We start from the raw sequence: 14,729 nt of genomic DNA on the forward strand, positions 1-14,729 counted from the left end.
CGAGTAAACGTTGCACTTTTTATTGCAATTTATCTAAAGAAAAAAATATTCTTGGTTTTTCGCTCATTGTTAATCCTGAGCTACTAGCAGCCCGGTACATTGCAAATATCATCGAATTTCCTAACGCGCTTTCCGTGGAGCATTTTTCAAATGGACGTGTCAGTTTAATGGCCTTCAAAGTCAAACAAAATAGCAACCTCTGCCAGATGACTTTATCTCAATTCCGAAAAAAATTTGGAAATGTTCTGATTTGTGCCATCGAACGCGATAACCAATTGTTCATTCCAGACGGTGAAATCACCATTTTGCAGAATGATACTATCTATGTCACTGGAAACCGAGTTGAGGTTATTCTTTTCCATAATTTCGTTCGACCAAAAGTCATAAAAAGTCTGATGCTCATTGGAGCTGGGAAAATTGCTTATTACCTACTCAATATCCTAAAAAATAGCAAAATAAAACTGAAGGTGATTGAAATCAATCCGAGACATGCTGAATGGTTTAGTCAAGAATTTCCACATTTACATATTGTTCAAGGAGACGGTACCGCAAAAGACATTTTACTAGAAGAAAGTGCTCCGCACTATGACGCTGTTGCCACTTTGATTGGTGTCGATGAGGAAAATATCATTTCATCTATGTTCCTTGAAAGCATGGGTATTCAAAAAAATATCACGAAAGTCAATCGGACTAGCTTGCTTGAAATCATTGACAGTCAGGAATTTTCAAGCAGTGTAACACCAAAGAGAATCGCTGTTGACACGATTATGCACTTTGTCCGCGGACGTGTGAATGCCCAATATTCTGATTTACAAGCCATGCACCACCTTGCCAATGGACAAATCGAAACCCTGCAATTTCAAATAAAGGAAGAAAATAAAATGACTGGAAGACCACATTCAAATAGGCGACCAAATCATCGTCACGACACTAATCCAAAATATCATGCAAATATATGATTTGTTAGAGAGGTAAGCCATGAATAGAAGTATGATTCGTTTCCTCCTCTCAAAATTGTTAATCATTGAAGCAGGACTGCTACTGATTCCCCTCATTGTAGCATTTATCTATCATGAACCCAATCAAAACCTGCTCTCAATTAGCGCTACAATTGGCATTCTCTTGGCAGTCGGACTTTTAGGCAGTTCTTTTAAGCCCAAAAATCATCATATTTATGCCAAAGAAGGGGTTTTAATTGTCGCCTTATGCTGGATACTTTGGTCCTTCTTTGGGGCGCTTCCTTTTGTTTTTTCAGGACAAATTCCTCATCTCATCGACGCTTTCTTTGAGATCAGTTCAGGCTTTACAACAACTGGAGCTTCTATCTTACCAGACGTCTCTGTTTTGTCACATTCCTTACTCTTTTGGCGTAGTTTTACCCACTTAATCGGAGGTATGGGAGTACTCGTCTTTGCTATTGCTATTATGGAAAATAATAAAAATGGTCATTTGGAAGTAATGCGAGCAGAAGTCCCTGGTCCTGTTTTTGGTAAAGTTGTCTCTAAATTAAAGGATACTGCACAAATTCTCTATTTGCTGTATTTAGCACTTTTTGCTATTTTTGTAGTGATTTATTATCTGGCAGGCATGCCTCTATTTGATAGCTTGATCATTGCCATGGGAACAGCGGGAACAGGAGGCTTTAGTGTCTACAATGACGGAATTGCTCACTATAACAGCTCTCTCATTACGTATCTAGTCAGTTTTGGAGTACTTATCTTTGGAGTGAATTTCAATCTCTATTACTTTTTACTATTGAGGAAATTTAAAGCATCCTTTGGCGATGAAGAATTGCGAACTTATCTCATTATTGTAGCATCTGCAACGATTTTCATCTGCCTTAATGTCTTTCATATCTACCAAAACCTCTCTCAAACTTTGGAGATTTCATTTTTTCAAGTCTCTAATATTATTACTACAACCGGCTTTGGTTTTGGAGACACCACGGCTTGGCCACTCTTTTCTCAGTTCATCCTCCTCATTCTTATGTGTATAGGGGGTTCTGCTGGTTCAACCGCCGGCGGTTTAAAGGTAGTTCGTTGCTTAATGCTGGTTCGCATTGCTAAAAATCAAGTATTGTCCACCCTCTCACCAAAGCGGGTATTGACTCTGCACGTCAATCATAGTGTAATTGACAAATACACTCAGCATAAAATCTTAAAATACCTTGTACTTTATACGATGATTATCATCTTTCTCATTTTCATCGTTAGTTTAGATAATAATAACTTGATGACAGTCGTCAGTGCCGTTCTTAGCTGTTTCAACAACATTGGACCAATGTTAGGAACAACTGATAGCTTTGCCATCTTTGGTCCTATTTCCAAACTCCTACTCTCTCTTGCAATGATCGCAGGGCGTTTAGAGATTTACCCAATGATCCTGCTCTTTATGCCACAGACATGGTCCAAACGATAGCATATCGCCTGAAAATCGCTGGTCATAAAACTAATATCTCAGACTGTAGACAAACCACCATTTTGGTAGGTTTGTCTTTTGTTTTCTAGAGAAAATGCTCCTTTGGATTGTTTTTTTATTTTCTTTTATCAACTAAGCCATAAATAAAATCCGTAAGAAACCTGAATTTCCTATGGCTTCGTTTGCCTATTCTTTTATAAATACAAAATTTTGGTGAATTAAAAATTTCATAATATTAAAATTCAAGAGCAAGTATTTTGACAGGGTTAAATTCTGGGTGATAAAATAGTTCAAAATAAAAACGTTTTCAAATAAGAAATAATTTTATTCTGTAGCTTCACCAGCTCTTTTTATTAACCTACAAATGATTAAGGAGTACAGAACAATGCCTTTAGAAATAATTACTAAAGAAGCATTTAAGCAACATTATCAAAAAGCGAAACGAAAATCCTTTATCCAATCCGTAGAAATGTCTATTCTATTGAAAAAAATAGGATATAATGTTGAGTTCATTGGCTTCTTTGATAACAATCAATTACAAGTATCAGCATTATTATTTAGTACAAAAATGGCAGGTGGTCCATACCTAGAAATCAACTCTGGACCTGTTGTCACTAATTATGAGTTCTTGCCTAAATTCTATGAAGAGTTAAAAATCTATGCAAAACAATTAAATGCTATAGAGCTGGTTGTGAAACCCTATGATATTTATCAAGTCTTCAATAGTAAAGGCGATCCCATTAGTACAGAAAAGAAGGAACTTGTATCTATGCTCACCAACCTGAATTACCAATTTGATGGCTTGCAAAAGGACTATCCTGGAGGTGAAGGTGATTGGCATTTTGTAAAAGACCTAGATGACTTAACAGAAGAAACATTACTAAAGTCTTTTACTAAACAAGGAAAATCATTAGTCAAAAAGGCTAAAACATTTGGTATAGAACTGCATAAACTTAAACGTAATGAGCTTTATAAATTTAAGCAGATTACTTCATCAACTTCTGAACGTCGCAACTATAATGATAAGACTTTAGATTATTATGAAAAATTTTATGATAGCTTTGGAAGCAATGCAGAATTTATTATAGCGAGCATAAATTTCAAAAATTATCTGGAGCATTTACAAAATAATCAGGATGAATTATCTAAAAAGATTAAATTACTACAAGATTATCTTGAAGAAAACAACCATTCCTCTGAAAAAAACTGAATCAATTTCGAGAACTATCTAGTCAATTTGAAACATTTGAAATACGAAAAAACGAAGTATACCAACTATTAAAAAAGTATGGAGACAAAAGTACAATATTAGCTGGCAGTCTTTAGATTTCACACAGCGAATGCCTTTAAAACTTTTCAATTCTCATTGAGTATGAGATGAACCAGCAACAAAAGGCCAGCGAGAAATACAAAAAACGAGCAATTTTGATTTTCTGTTAGTTAGAATGTCAAAATTGTCCGTTTTTCTTATTTGTAATATTAAGTTATAGTATTTTATAAAGAATCTCTGGTTGACCACTTTATAGAGGATGCGTCTCAACCTCTTTCTTTGTCTTCTGCATAATTGCGCTTCAAACTAAAAACATCTGGTACAGGATCATCTCCTCCTTCTGCCCAAGGATGACAACGCAAAATACGTGCAATTCCCATTAAGACACCTTTAGCACCGTGCTTTTCAATCGCTTGAATCATGTAATTTGAGCAAGTAGGCTGATAGCGACAAGAGGGTGGAAAGGCTGGCGAGATAAACTTTTGATAAAAACGCACTGGTTCGATAAAGATTTTTTTCATCATTTTTTCTTCGTCACAGCTAGGTTATGTAACTGGCTGACCTCTTTTTTATTGAGACGGCGAGCTTCACCCGGACGAAGACCAGTTAAATTCAAATGACCAAATTGCGTACGAGAAAGTTTATCTACTTGCAAGCCAACAGCTTCAAACATCTTTTTCACTTGGTGATTTCGTCCTTCATGAATGGTCAACTGAACAACCGAACGATTCTTAACCGGGTCTACTTTCAGAATTTCGTAAACCGCTGGTTTGGTTTTTTTGCCATCAACTTCCACACCTTTGGTCAAGGGACGGAGAACTTCTTTATCAGCCATTCCCTTGACACGAGCTACATAGACCTTATCAATTTCATTTCGCGGATGAATCATCTCATCTGTAAAATCGCCATCATTTGTCAAAATCAAAGCACCTGACGTATCCCAATCAAGTCGACCAACTGGATAGATTCTCTCTGTGACATTTGGCAACAAATCAACTACCGTTGGACGACCTTTATCATCTGTCACGCTAGAAATGACACCGCGAGGCTTGTTTAAGAGATAGTACACTTTTTCTTCATTGTAAATTGGCTGACCACTGACCTCAACACGATCACCTGACTTAATCGTCGTCGCCAACTCACGAACAACTTGTCCATTCACAGTGACAAGCCCTTGTTTTATCAACTCTTCTGCCTTTCTACGGCTCGCAATCCCAGCATGGGCAATATATTTATTGATTCTCATCCTCTATCCTTTCAGTAAATAGCTGACTTTCTTCTGCTATTAACTCTGTCTCTTCTACTATTGGCAATTCTTCTAAGCTATTAATTCCCATATAATCCAAAAAATAATCCGTTGTCACATAAAGATTTGGGCGCCCTAGCACTTCTTTTTTTCCATTTTCACGAATCAAGTCAAATATCTGCAACTTTGAAATCGCACCACTAGAATTGACCCCACGAATCTCATCCACTTCCATTCTCGTAATAGGCTGCTTATAAGCAATAATGGACAAAGTTTCCAAGGCGGCTCTTGATAAACTTTGATTGATCGGGGCTTTTGAATATTTCCGCAACAATTCAGCAAAATCTTGCTTGGTAACAATTTTATAAGTATTCGACGTCTCTAACAAGGCAAGACTTGAATCTTCATCTTTTTGATACTTTTCTGCCAATTTCTCCAAACTCTGTGTCACTCCCGTAGGAGGCATAGAGAGGAGCTCTGCCAGTTGACGGACACGCAAGCCGTCCTCGCCCGCCACAAAGAGCAGGGCTTCAATCTCTGCTAACTTACTCATTTCTTTTTCCTATTAGATAAATATTCCCAAAATTTTCTTCTTGTATCACTTGAATTTCCTGAACTTTTACTAATTCCAATGTCGCTAAAAATAAGGTAATCACTTCATTCATATCTTTTGTTTCTGAAAAAATGGCTTGCAGAGCAATTTTTTCTTGAGAATAACAGCGTTCACGTATCACATCCATCATGTCTTCGATTTTATATTCATCTTTGACAATCGTTGTATGACTTTGAGCAAATTCTTCTCTTTTTTGCGTCATCAATTTAGAAAAAGCCAAAAATAAATCAATCGTTGTCTTATCATGGAGCAATGTTGCACCTTCATACACCAATTCAATTTTAGGTTTGGAATAATAAAGAGCTCGTTCTTCATGTTGCTCAGCCATTTTCTCACCTAATAATTTGAACTTCCGATATTCCTCAATTTGAGAAAGCAAATCTTGCTCCAAATCTTCTTCAGTTTCTAAGCTATCAGCTACTTTGGGTAAGAGTTTTCGGCTTTTAATCAACATGAGCTGACTTGCCATTACCATGTATTCACCCGTCACTTCTAACTTCATAGCTTGAAGCGTCGCTACGTAAGCCAGATATTGCTCAATAACCTCTGTAATCGGCACATCATAGATATCCATTTGGTATCTTGACACCAAATGAAGCAATAAGTCCAATGGGCCTTCAAAATCTTTAATTTTTATGTCCATTATCTGTATTTTTCCAACGTCATCATTGTTTTCAAGCCTAAATTGCGCGCAATTTCATATATTTCTACGCCTTTTTCTCGCTGGCGTAAAATATATTGCTCCCGCAAACCCTGAGCTGATAAAGTAGCTTGATTTTTTTCAATCAAAAAAGCCTCTAATTGACGAAAGCCCCATTGCCGCGAATAGCTTTTTCCATTCTTTTCTAACAAGTAAGTTCCTTCCAGAGTTGTTTCCAATTCTCCAATCAATTGGTCTGGAATGGGCACAATACGCTTTTGACCTGCTTTCTCAATGCGAATAATCTGAAAATCCAGATTGACATCTGCTACTTTCAACTGCAAAATTTCGCTTGGTAAAAGCCCCATTTCTAAAATGAGAAGCGCAATCAAGCGACCGTTGTATTGATTTGTATCTGCATAAAAATCAGACAAATCCAAAATTTCCGCATCGTGTTCTTTCGGGATTCCCACTTTTGGCAACTCCAAACGATAAAAATCTGAAATCAATCGTTGCTTATATAAATAATGCAAAAATTGATTGATAGCAGATAATTTTCGTTTCTGAACAGAAGGTTTAAAGTCAGCGATAGAAGCTTGGTAAATCCGCAGATTGGTCTCTGTAATTTTTGCATGGGTCACATCTACGAACTGCTCCAAATCATAAAAATAAGCTGTTTTTGAATTGTCAGATAAATTTTTTCCTTCTAAAAAGGTTGTTATTTCTTCTTTCATTTTGGATGAATCTCGTATTCATTCGCAAAACTATGCAAAAGAGCATTAACTGCTTTTAGGATAGATTTGCGTGTAATAATTCCTTGAAATGTATTGTCCTGATCAACGACTGGCAAGAAGGACTCATCTACTAACTTATGCAGCACTTCTGTCAATGTAAAATCCGGACCGACTGTCAGGTCATCTTTTTTCGCCATGTGAACAATATCCGTTGTCATAAATTCCTCATCAGGGATTTCATGCTGCATTTGGTAAGACAAGATATCTGTCAGCGAAATAGTTCCAACAAACTTTTTCTGATCTGTCACAACGGGTACTCGCGAATAGGTCATCTGACTCAACAACAAAATAGCATGATCAGCATTGTGAGTATCAATCAAGACAGCTAAGTTTTCTGCCGGTGTTAAAAAAGTATCTTCTTGCTGTAAGAGAAAATTTTCAAATTCTTTGGCAATCATCGAGTAAACTCCTTTGATAGGCGAGAATACAGTTCGTGTTGACGCGTATAATAGTCCACTTGAAATGCATCATCACTAATCTCTACCTTAGCATAAAGTCGCTCATTGATAACACCTCGCGGTCGGCTGATAGAACCTGGATTTAAAAAGAGTGTTTTTCCTTCCATCCACGCATCTGGAATATGTAAATGCCCATACAAACAAATATCTGCATTTACCTCTTGTGCCCATAAGTCCAATTTTTGAAAACCAAAATTGATCTGTTGAAGATGTCCGTGAGTTTGCGCGATAATCGTGCCGTTTAAGTCTGTCACTAAGCGATCTGGATAACCATCATAGAAATCCATGTTCCCAGCTACAACGTAAATCCCTTGCCATACTTCATCATCACTTGGCAATTCAGAATCACCATTATGAAAAATAGCATCTACTTTTCCGAGATAATAGGTCTTTATCTCTTCTACAATAGCACGATCTCCATGAGAATCACTCATTACGATGATGGTTTGTTTTGCCATGTTGGAAATACCTCCACTAATTTTTGAACTGCTTGAGCTCGATGTGATTGAGCGTTTTTTTCTTCCATTGTTAATTCTGCAGATGTTTTGCCTGTTTCACCTACTAAAAATAAAGGATCATAGCCAAATCCATTTTCACCTTTCGGCTCAAAATTGATATAGCCTGACCAGTCAGCCTCTACGACCAGACTTTCTTTGTCAGGACTTGCCACCACAAGAGTTGTATGAAACTGTGCAGAGCGGTCTTTCAAGTCGAAAACCATTGCCAATTCATGTAGCAATTTTGCATTGTTTTCTAAGTCTGTTGCATCATTTCCAGCAAAGCGAGCAGACCAAACTCCAGGAAGACCACCTAGTGCATCCACTTTTAAGCCTGAGTCATCCGCCAATACCATTTTGCCAGTCAGCTTAGAAATGGTCTCTGCTTTCAAACGAGCATTTTCTTCAAAAGTCATTCCAGTTTCTGCTACCTCTGGCAAATCAGGGTAGTCATTCAGGTTTTCAATTTTGTAGCCTAATTTTTCAAATATTTTACGAAATTCAGCAGTTTTTCCTTCATTGCGAGTAGCGACTAAAATCGTATCTCCGACTGTCAAACCTGACAAGTTTTTCTGAGAAAAGAAATCATTCAGCTGAATCCCATTTTTAGGCAAATGCACTAAAACTAACTGTCCTTTTTCCGTAATCAGAATAGCACCTTTATGAAATTGCGCCTGAAACTGTGAATCTTGATTTTCATTAATCATTTGCAGGACAAATTGAACAAAAGACATTATGGAGTTATATTGAATCACTGCAACAGAAAAAGACTGCTCTTCAACTACTAATTGACGGAGCCCTTCTTCCATGCGACTCAATTCTTCTGAAACGACGTCTTTAAAATAGAATCCACCACCATAGGGAGACCATTCTCCAACATACCAATCTTGGGTATCTTTATACTCATAAATTTTGCTACTCATAAGGTCACATGCTCCACATTTATTTCTTTATTTAGCCACGTTTCTGCAATTTCAGCAAAACTTTTCGCATTTGCTGTTGTAAAAAAGCGGTGTTGAGGAAGTTCTCCTTCTCTGCTGTGATTGATTTCAAAATAATTGAGCAAAACAGAAATGTCCCGCACGCATTCTGCTCCACTATCAATCAGTTTCACTGTTGGTCCCATTACATTTTGAATGATTGGTTTTAGCAAAGGATAATGCGTACAGCCTAACACTAAAGTATCTACCCTGCCTTTTAGCGGCATCAAGCTCTCATAGACCACTTTTTTCGTAATGCTAGACGACAGCTCGTTAGACTCTACCAGTGGGACAAACTTGGGACAAGAAAGACTTGTCACCTCCACTTCTGGTAAAAGACGTTCGATTTTTTGCCGATAAATATCTGATTGAATCGTCATTGGCGTTCCAATAATGCCAATCGTCCCATGTTGAGAGGCTTTAATTGCTGCGCTAGCTCCCGGTAAAATCACTCCCAAAACTGGAATATCCAATTTTTCTTTGATTTCTTCCCAAACCACAGCAGTAGCTGTATTGCAGGCGAGAACAATCATTTTGACATTTTTAGTTAAGAGAAATTGCACTAATTGCCATGTATACTCGCGAATCTGATCTGCTGGTCTGGGACCATAAGGCGCACGTGCAGAATCACCGATATAAATCACTTCCTCATGTGGAAGCTGCCGCATCAATTCACGAACAACTGTCAAACCGCCCACTCCTGAGTCTAAAAAACCAATTGGTCGATTATCCATAAGTTCTTCTTTCTAAAGAAGGGACTGGGTGCAAGTCCCAAATCCCCATTCATTTATCTCTTTAAAAATCAAATTTTATACTGTTTTAACAGCTTATTTTTTCTTTTTAGCATTTTCAAGTGCTGCTTTTTGTTGATTTTTAATTTGACGATACACTTGTTGTACCTTTGCTTCATTTGGCTTTTGTCCATTTGCAGATAGCATCGTACGAACCGCATCAATATTCAAACGTGGATTGTCTGCAAATTCTTTTTCAATTTGTTTGCGAACTAGATACATTCCAGCGAGCATGCCACCAAAAAAAGCCACAATAATCAACAAAATAGCTAATAGTAAATTCATAAATATGTAATCCTCTTTTCCCTTTTTACATCTTCTTATTATATCAAAAATTGTCTATTTTTCAAAATCAAAGCCATACAAAGTTGCGAAGTAGTCCTCTGGTATTTCAGCACGCCGAATCATTCGTACACCGCCGTCTTCTTCCAGTAAAATTTCAGCTGAACGAAGTTTAGCATTGTACTGATGGCCCATTGAAAAACCATGTGCTCCTGTATCGTGAATCACTAAGGTATCCCCAATATTGGTAATCGGCAGTTCGCGCTGAATGGCAAATTTATCATTGTTTTCACAAAGACTGCCGACCACATCCACTATTTCTGTCGGTCCGTCTGGGTGATCCATATTTGTAATATGATGATAAGCGCCATACATAGCAGGACGCAGCAGGTTCACTGCTGAAGCATCTACACCAATGTAAGTGCGATAAGTCTTCTTTTTATGCAATACTTTCGTCACCAATAATCCATGAGGGGCCAGCATAAAACGTCCCAGTTCCGTAAAAATTTTAACCTTTCCTAAACCTGCAGGTGTTAAAATTTCCTCATAAACTCGGCGAACTCCTTGCCCAATCGCTAAAATGTCATTTGCTTTTTCTTCTGGACGATAAGGAACGCCTACTCCGCCTGAAAGATTGATAAAATCCAGGTCCACATTGGTCTCAGCTACGACCTCAACGGCTAATTCAAATAGCTGACGGGCTAATTCAGGATAATAATGATTCGTAACAGTATTAGAAGCTAATAAGGCATGAATCCCAAATTTTTTAACGCCCAAATTTTTTAAATCTTTAAATGCTTGGATGAGTTGTTCTTTGGTCATCCCGAATTTGGCTTCTTCTGGAGAATCCATAATATCTGTTCCCAACTCAAATACACCGCCTGGGTTATAGCGGCAAGAAATAATTTCTGGAATGCTCGCCACTTCCTGTAAAAATGCAACATCTTCATAAGCATCAAGATTGATAGTAGCTCCCAATTCACGCGCAAATTGCATTTCTTTTGCAGGCGTGTCATTGGACAAAAACATCATGTCATTTCCTGAAAAACCTACTTTTTGGCTCATCAAAAGTTCTACATAGCTGGCACAATCTACTCCACAGCCTTCTTCTTTCAAGATTTTCAAAATAGTCGGATTCGGAGTTGCCTTCACTGCAAAATACTCTTTAAATCCTTGATTCCAAGAAAAGGCTTTCTGAAGCGCACGAGCTGTTGCACGAATACCTTTCTCATCATACAAATGAAATGGTGTTGGAAATTGAGCTGTGATTTCAGCTAATTTTTCACGACTGATATAAGGTTCATTCATAACTAGTCTCATACTTTCTTTTCATTTGCTTTATTATATCATAAAAAAAGAAGCTGAAACCAGTCCAACTTCTAATTCTTGCTTTTAATTATCTCTTCCAAAAATACGAAGAATGCTGAGGAACAGATTGATAAAATCAAGGTAAAGGCTTAAGGCGAGTGAAACTGCCCAACCAGCTGCTACATTTCCGCCTGATTGCTCATAGACATAGCGAATTCTTTGATTATCCCAAGCAATCAATCCAGAGAAGATAATCACACTAATAATGCTAATGATGAAATCTAGTCCAGAACTTCTAAGGAAAATATTCACCAAACTAGCGATGATAACTCCAATCAGAACTGCAATAAAGGATCTGCCCAGACCAGAAAGATCTTTTTTGGTAAATTTCCCAATCAATGCCATAGCAAAAAACATCGCTGACGAGGTAATGAAGGCTGCTAAAACCGTTGCTTGTGTGTAAAGAGCCAACACTAAACTAATCGTAAAGCCATTTAAAGCCGAATAAACTAGAAAAGTTGGCAATGCAGCTGGATTGTTTTTGGCAGACATTCCTGAAGCTACCCAGACAAGAACCAACTCAGCAAAAATAGCTAAGTAAAAAATCCAACTATTCGCCATTATTACTGAATAAATCACATCTTGAAATATTGTTAACATCAAAGCCGAGACAAGGGCAGAAATGCCAATCCCCATACCGACTAATGAATAAACTTTAGCGTAAAAACTATTGATACCACTATTTTCTTGAATAATTGTATTGTTCATAAGCTCTCTCCTTTATTGTTATATGTTATGATTTTAACGTTTTTCTGTGGAAAAGTCTTCTTTTAGCCATTCTTTTCCGAACTGGCGCCATCGCTTCCTTAATTGCCCAGTATTTATCCACCATGGTGACAATATAAGCCTCTTTATACCGCGGTGGTGCCAATGTTGCTCCCCACATATGCTTAACAATAATATCTTCTTCAACTTTATTCAGCCTGGTCACTTTGCGTGCATTTCGTACTGCTAAACGAGGGTGTACCCAAGCATGGCTTTTATTAAATTTCGTTTCCCGCCAATCATAGTAAAACATATCGTGCAGAAGACCTCCACGCGCGGTACTTTTTGCATCCCAACCTAATTTCTTAGCAATTTTATAACTCGTATAACTAACATGAATCGAATGTTCCAAACGGTTGGAATAAATGTGATGTGTTATGGTTTTTAATTTCTGGACGCGTGGTTGAGCAATCAATTGTACAACATGATCCATATACTCTTTATCTTCTTTATAAAGCATAGAACCACCTCCATGTGCTTCAAATTATAAATATATTTCTAAATTTTAACTTAAAGAAAAGATGAGAATTCCTGCTGCAACGGCGACATTTAAACTCTCAGCTCGTCCTTTCATCGAAATATGAATGAGGTAATCAGCCGCTTCTGCCATTTCAGAACTAATCCCCTGACCTTCATTTCCCAACACAAGAGCAAAATCCGACAGTGGTGCTAACTCCCGATAATCCATCGAATCTTTTGAAAGTGTCGTTGCCAATATCGGAAATTGTACTTGTTTAGCAAGGTCAAGAAAATCTGCTGTTTTTACTCGATAAATAGGCAAATGAAAATGGCTGCCTTGCATGGAACGCAGAGTTTTCAGATTGTAAATATCTGCTGAATGCTGCGAAATAAACACCCCATCATAGCCAGCCGCATCAGCTGTTCGGATAATCGTGCCCACATTCCCCGGATCTTGCACATCTTCTAAAAAAAGATATTTCCCTTTGAGAACGGAAGGAAGCATCTGTTTTTCAAAAGCAATTTCTGCCACGATGCCCTGCGGTGTTTTGGAATCAGCCAAATCCGCCAAAATTTCTGCCGTCACTACATGAACTTGAGGAAAATCCTGCACTCTGTCGACAAATTCTTCTAAAACAAAGATATGCCGAATTTTAGCTTGTGCATTGACTGCTTCTTCAAATAAATGCCAGCCTTCAATCAAATAAGAATCTTTTCGATATTTTTTTTGAAGTAATTTTTTAGTATTTTTTACCACATTATTAGCTTTTGAGGTTATAATATTCATAGAACTATTATATCACAAAAAGGAGGCTCACATGCAAAAAGTAAGAATGATTGCGCAAGGTCGTGTGCAAGGTGTCGGCTTTCGTTGGGGTGTTTACACACTTGCCAAAGAAATCGGTGGTATCACCGGTCGTGTCTGGAATAATGAAGACGGAACTGTAGAGATTTTAGCACAAGCGAAGAATTCTGCCCTCATGGCAAAATTTATCCAAGAAATCCGCAAAGGACCAACGCCATTTTCAAAAGTCAGCTATTTAGATGTCACAATGGCTAATTTTGATTCCTATTCAGATTTTAAAATTGCAAATTAGGTCTCAAGAACTATTGTATATTTAGAAAAAAAACAGTAGAATAGAAAGGTATTATTTTTTAGAAAAAGGAAACAAACACGTGAAAAAATTAAATCGTATTTTATTCTCAGGGTTAGGGCTGTCTATGCTTCTGCTACTCTCAGGATGTGTACAAGTCAAAAATGGTAAGCCTGTTGGATTGGTCTGGGATATTATCGGAAGACCAATGAGCCTTGCCATTCAGTATTTTGCTAATAATATGGGGCTTGGTTTTGGTGTTGCCATCATCATTGTTACTTTGATTGTCCGCTTGATTATCCTTCCGCTTGGACTTTATCAGTCTTGGAAATCAACTTACCAATCAGAAAAGATGAATTATTTGAAGCCTATTTTTGAACCTATCCAAGAACGCATGAAGAACGCTGAAACACAAGAAGAAAAACTGGCTGCTCAGCAAGCTCTCATGGCTGCTCAAAAAGAAAATGGTGTCAATATGCTCGGAGGTATCGGATGTCTTCCTCTCCTGATTCAATTACCATTTTTCTCTGCCCTTTATTTCTCTGCTCAATACACTGAAGGAGTAGCTAAGAGTGTCTTCCTAGGAATTCCACTCGGAAAAGCCAGCATTCTTCTCACCATTATTGTCGGAATTTTGTATTTCATTCAATCTGCTTTGACCCTTGTCGGCGTTGATGAGGTTCAAAAAGAGCAAATGAAGAAAATGATGTACATGAGCCCGCTCATGATTGTCATCTTCTCGTTCACAGCTCCAGCAGGTGTTACACTTTACTGGGTAGTCGGTGGTTTCATCATGATTATCCAACAATTGATTATCAATCATTACATCCGTCCTCAACTCAGAAAACGCGTAGCTGAAGAATATAAAAATAATCCGCCTAAAGCCATTAAAAATTCTGGTCGTAAAAAAGATGTAACACCTCAAGCACAGGCTGTTATTGAAAATAGAAAACAAAATAAAAAGAAAAATCGTAACGCTGGAAAACAACGTTCAAGATAAGCAAAAAAGCTGGAACAATCATGTACTGCCCCCAAAAAGTTAGACAAAAAATAT

General features: G+C 37.6%; 18 protein-coding genes and 1 pseudogene. 5 read left to right on the forward strand and 14 right to left on the reverse strand.

Annotation, left to right across the window (positions count from 1 at the left end; genetic code table 11):
• The 3 genes and pseudogenes from trkA to HMPREF2876_RS10645 form a co-directional block, all read left to right on the forward strand.
• Window positions 1-975: pseudogene (gene trkA, locus HMPREF2876_RS06870) on the forward strand (Trk system potassium transporter TrkA); the annotation flags it as partial.
• A 3-nt stretch (window positions 976-978) separates the two neighbouring features.
• Window positions 979-2,418: a TrkH family potassium uptake protein gene (locus HMPREF2876_RS06875; protein WP_024051499.1), complete on the forward strand. Its 1,440-nt coding sequence runs from the start codon at window positions 979-981 to the stop codon at window positions 2,416-2,418.
• 385 nt (window positions 2,419-2,803) lie between these two features.
• Window positions 2,804-3,628: a peptidoglycan bridge formation glycyltransferase FemA/FemB family protein gene (locus HMPREF2876_RS10645; protein WP_024051498.1), complete on the forward strand. Its 825-nt coding sequence runs from the start codon at window positions 2,804-2,806 to the stop codon at window positions 3,626-3,628.
• A 326-nt stretch (window positions 3,629-3,954) separates the two neighbouring features.
• Here HMPREF2876_RS10645 and yidD read toward each other — a convergent pair whose 3' ends face one another.
• The 14 genes from yidD to HMPREF2876_RS06950 all read right to left on the reverse strand — a co-directional run bounded on the left by yidD (window position 3,955) and on the right by HMPREF2876_RS06950 (window position 13,368).
• Window positions 3,955-4,209: a membrane protein insertion efficiency factor YidD gene (gene yidD, locus HMPREF2876_RS06885; protein WP_042753912.1), complete on the reverse strand. Its 255-nt coding sequence runs from the start codon at window positions 4,207-4,209 to the stop codon at window positions 3,955-3,957.
• Complete coding sequence (locus tag HMPREF2876_RS06890) at window positions 4,209-4,934, reverse strand: pseudouridine synthase (protein ID WP_024051496.1); 726 nt, start codon at window positions 4,932-4,934, stop codon at window positions 4,209-4,211. The genes yidD and HMPREF2876_RS06890 overlap by 1 nt, the downstream gene beginning before the upstream one ends.
• Window positions 4,921-5,487 (reverse strand): SMC-Scp complex subunit ScpB, encoded by a 567-nt coding sequence (scpB, locus tag HMPREF2876_RS06895; protein ID WP_024051495.1) that lies wholly within the window; start codon window positions 5,485-5,487, stop codon window positions 4,921-4,923. The genes HMPREF2876_RS06890 and scpB overlap by 14 nt, the downstream gene beginning before the upstream one ends.
• On the reverse strand, window positions 5,480-6,190 hold the full coding sequence (locus HMPREF2876_RS06900; RefSeq protein WP_024051494.1) for a segregation/condensation protein A: 711 nt from the start codon (window positions 6,188-6,190) through the stop codon (window positions 5,480-5,482). Before HMPREF2876_RS06900 ends, scpB begins: the two co-directional genes overlap by 8 nt.
• A complete protein-coding gene (xerD, locus tag HMPREF2876_RS06905; protein WP_024051493.1) occupies window positions 6,190-6,921 on the reverse strand; it encodes a site-specific tyrosine recombinase XerD in 732 nt (243 codons plus the stop codon). Before xerD ends, HMPREF2876_RS06900 begins: the two co-directional genes overlap by 1 nt.
• The gene (gene cbpB, locus HMPREF2876_RS06910) at window positions 6,918-7,379 is read right to left on the reverse strand and encodes a cyclic-di-AMP-binding protein CbpB (protein WP_024051492.1); all 462 of its coding nucleotides are present in this window, start codon (window positions 7,377-7,379) and stop codon (window positions 6,918-6,920) included. The genes xerD and cbpB overlap by 4 nt, the downstream gene beginning before the upstream one ends.
• Window positions 7,376-7,897 (reverse strand): metallophosphoesterase, encoded by a 522-nt coding sequence (locus HMPREF2876_RS06915; protein ID WP_024051491.1) that lies wholly within the window; start codon window positions 7,895-7,897, stop codon window positions 7,376-7,378. Before HMPREF2876_RS06915 ends, cbpB begins: the two co-directional genes overlap by 4 nt.
• Window positions 7,873-8,859, reverse strand: a complete 987-nt coding sequence (locus HMPREF2876_RS06920) for a nucleoside-triphosphate diphosphatase (RefSeq protein WP_024051490.1) — start codon at window positions 8,857-8,859, stop codon at window positions 7,873-7,875. The genes HMPREF2876_RS06915 and HMPREF2876_RS06920 overlap by 25 nt, the downstream gene beginning before the upstream one ends.
• Window positions 8,856-9,650, reverse strand: a complete 795-nt coding sequence (racE, locus tag HMPREF2876_RS06925) for a glutamate racemase (protein ID WP_024051489.1) — start codon at window positions 9,648-9,650, stop codon at window positions 8,856-8,858. The genes HMPREF2876_RS06920 and racE overlap by 4 nt, the downstream gene beginning before the upstream one ends.
• Window positions 9,651-9,743: 93 nt before the next feature.
• Entirely contained in the window at window positions 9,744-9,992 is a 249-nt protein-coding gene (locus tag HMPREF2876_RS06930) for a YneF family protein (RefSeq protein WP_003031614.1), read from the reverse strand.
• Between the two features lie 54 nt (window positions 9,993-10,046).
• A complete protein-coding gene (locus HMPREF2876_RS06935) occupies window positions 10,047-11,297 on the reverse strand; it encodes a diaminopimelate decarboxylase (RefSeq protein ID WP_070584555.1) in 1,251 nt (416 codons plus the stop codon).
• 84 nt (window positions 11,298-11,381) lie between these two features.
• Window positions 11,382-12,065: a Bax inhibitor-1/YccA family protein gene (locus HMPREF2876_RS06940; protein WP_070584558.1), complete on the reverse strand. Its 684-nt coding sequence runs from the start codon at window positions 12,063-12,065 to the stop codon at window positions 11,382-11,384.
• A gap of 25 nt (window positions 12,066-12,090) precedes the next feature.
• The gene (locus HMPREF2876_RS06945; RefSeq protein WP_070584560.1) at window positions 12,091-12,582 is read right to left on the reverse strand and encodes an HDIG domain-containing metalloprotein; all 492 of its coding nucleotides are present in this window, start codon (window positions 12,580-12,582) and stop codon (window positions 12,091-12,093) included.
• 45 nt (window positions 12,583-12,627) lie between these two features.
• Window positions 12,628-13,368, reverse strand: a complete 741-nt coding sequence (locus tag HMPREF2876_RS06950) for a TrmH family RNA methyltransferase (RefSeq protein WP_024051485.1) — start codon at window positions 13,366-13,368, stop codon at window positions 12,628-12,630.
• A 31-nt stretch (window positions 13,369-13,399) separates the two neighbouring features.
• Between HMPREF2876_RS06950 and HMPREF2876_RS06955 the strand changes: the two genes are divergently transcribed.
• Window positions 13,400-13,678, forward strand: coding sequence for an acylphosphatase (locus HMPREF2876_RS06955; RefSeq protein WP_022526596.1), 279 nt, complete (start codon window positions 13,400-13,402; stop codon window positions 13,676-13,678).
• Between the two features lie 79 nt (window positions 13,679-13,757).
• On the forward strand, window positions 13,758-14,675 hold the full coding sequence (gene yidC, locus HMPREF2876_RS06960) for a membrane protein insertase YidC (protein WP_024051484.1): 918 nt from the start codon (window positions 13,758-13,760) through the stop codon (window positions 14,673-14,675).
• Window positions 14,676-14,729 lie beyond the last annotated feature (54 nt).

It is taken from the genome of Streptococcus sp. HMSC073A12 (genome assembly GCF_001812815.1).
Classification (GTDB): Bacteria; Bacillota; Bacilli; order Lactobacillales; family Streptococcaceae; genus Streptococcus; species Streptococcus vaginalis.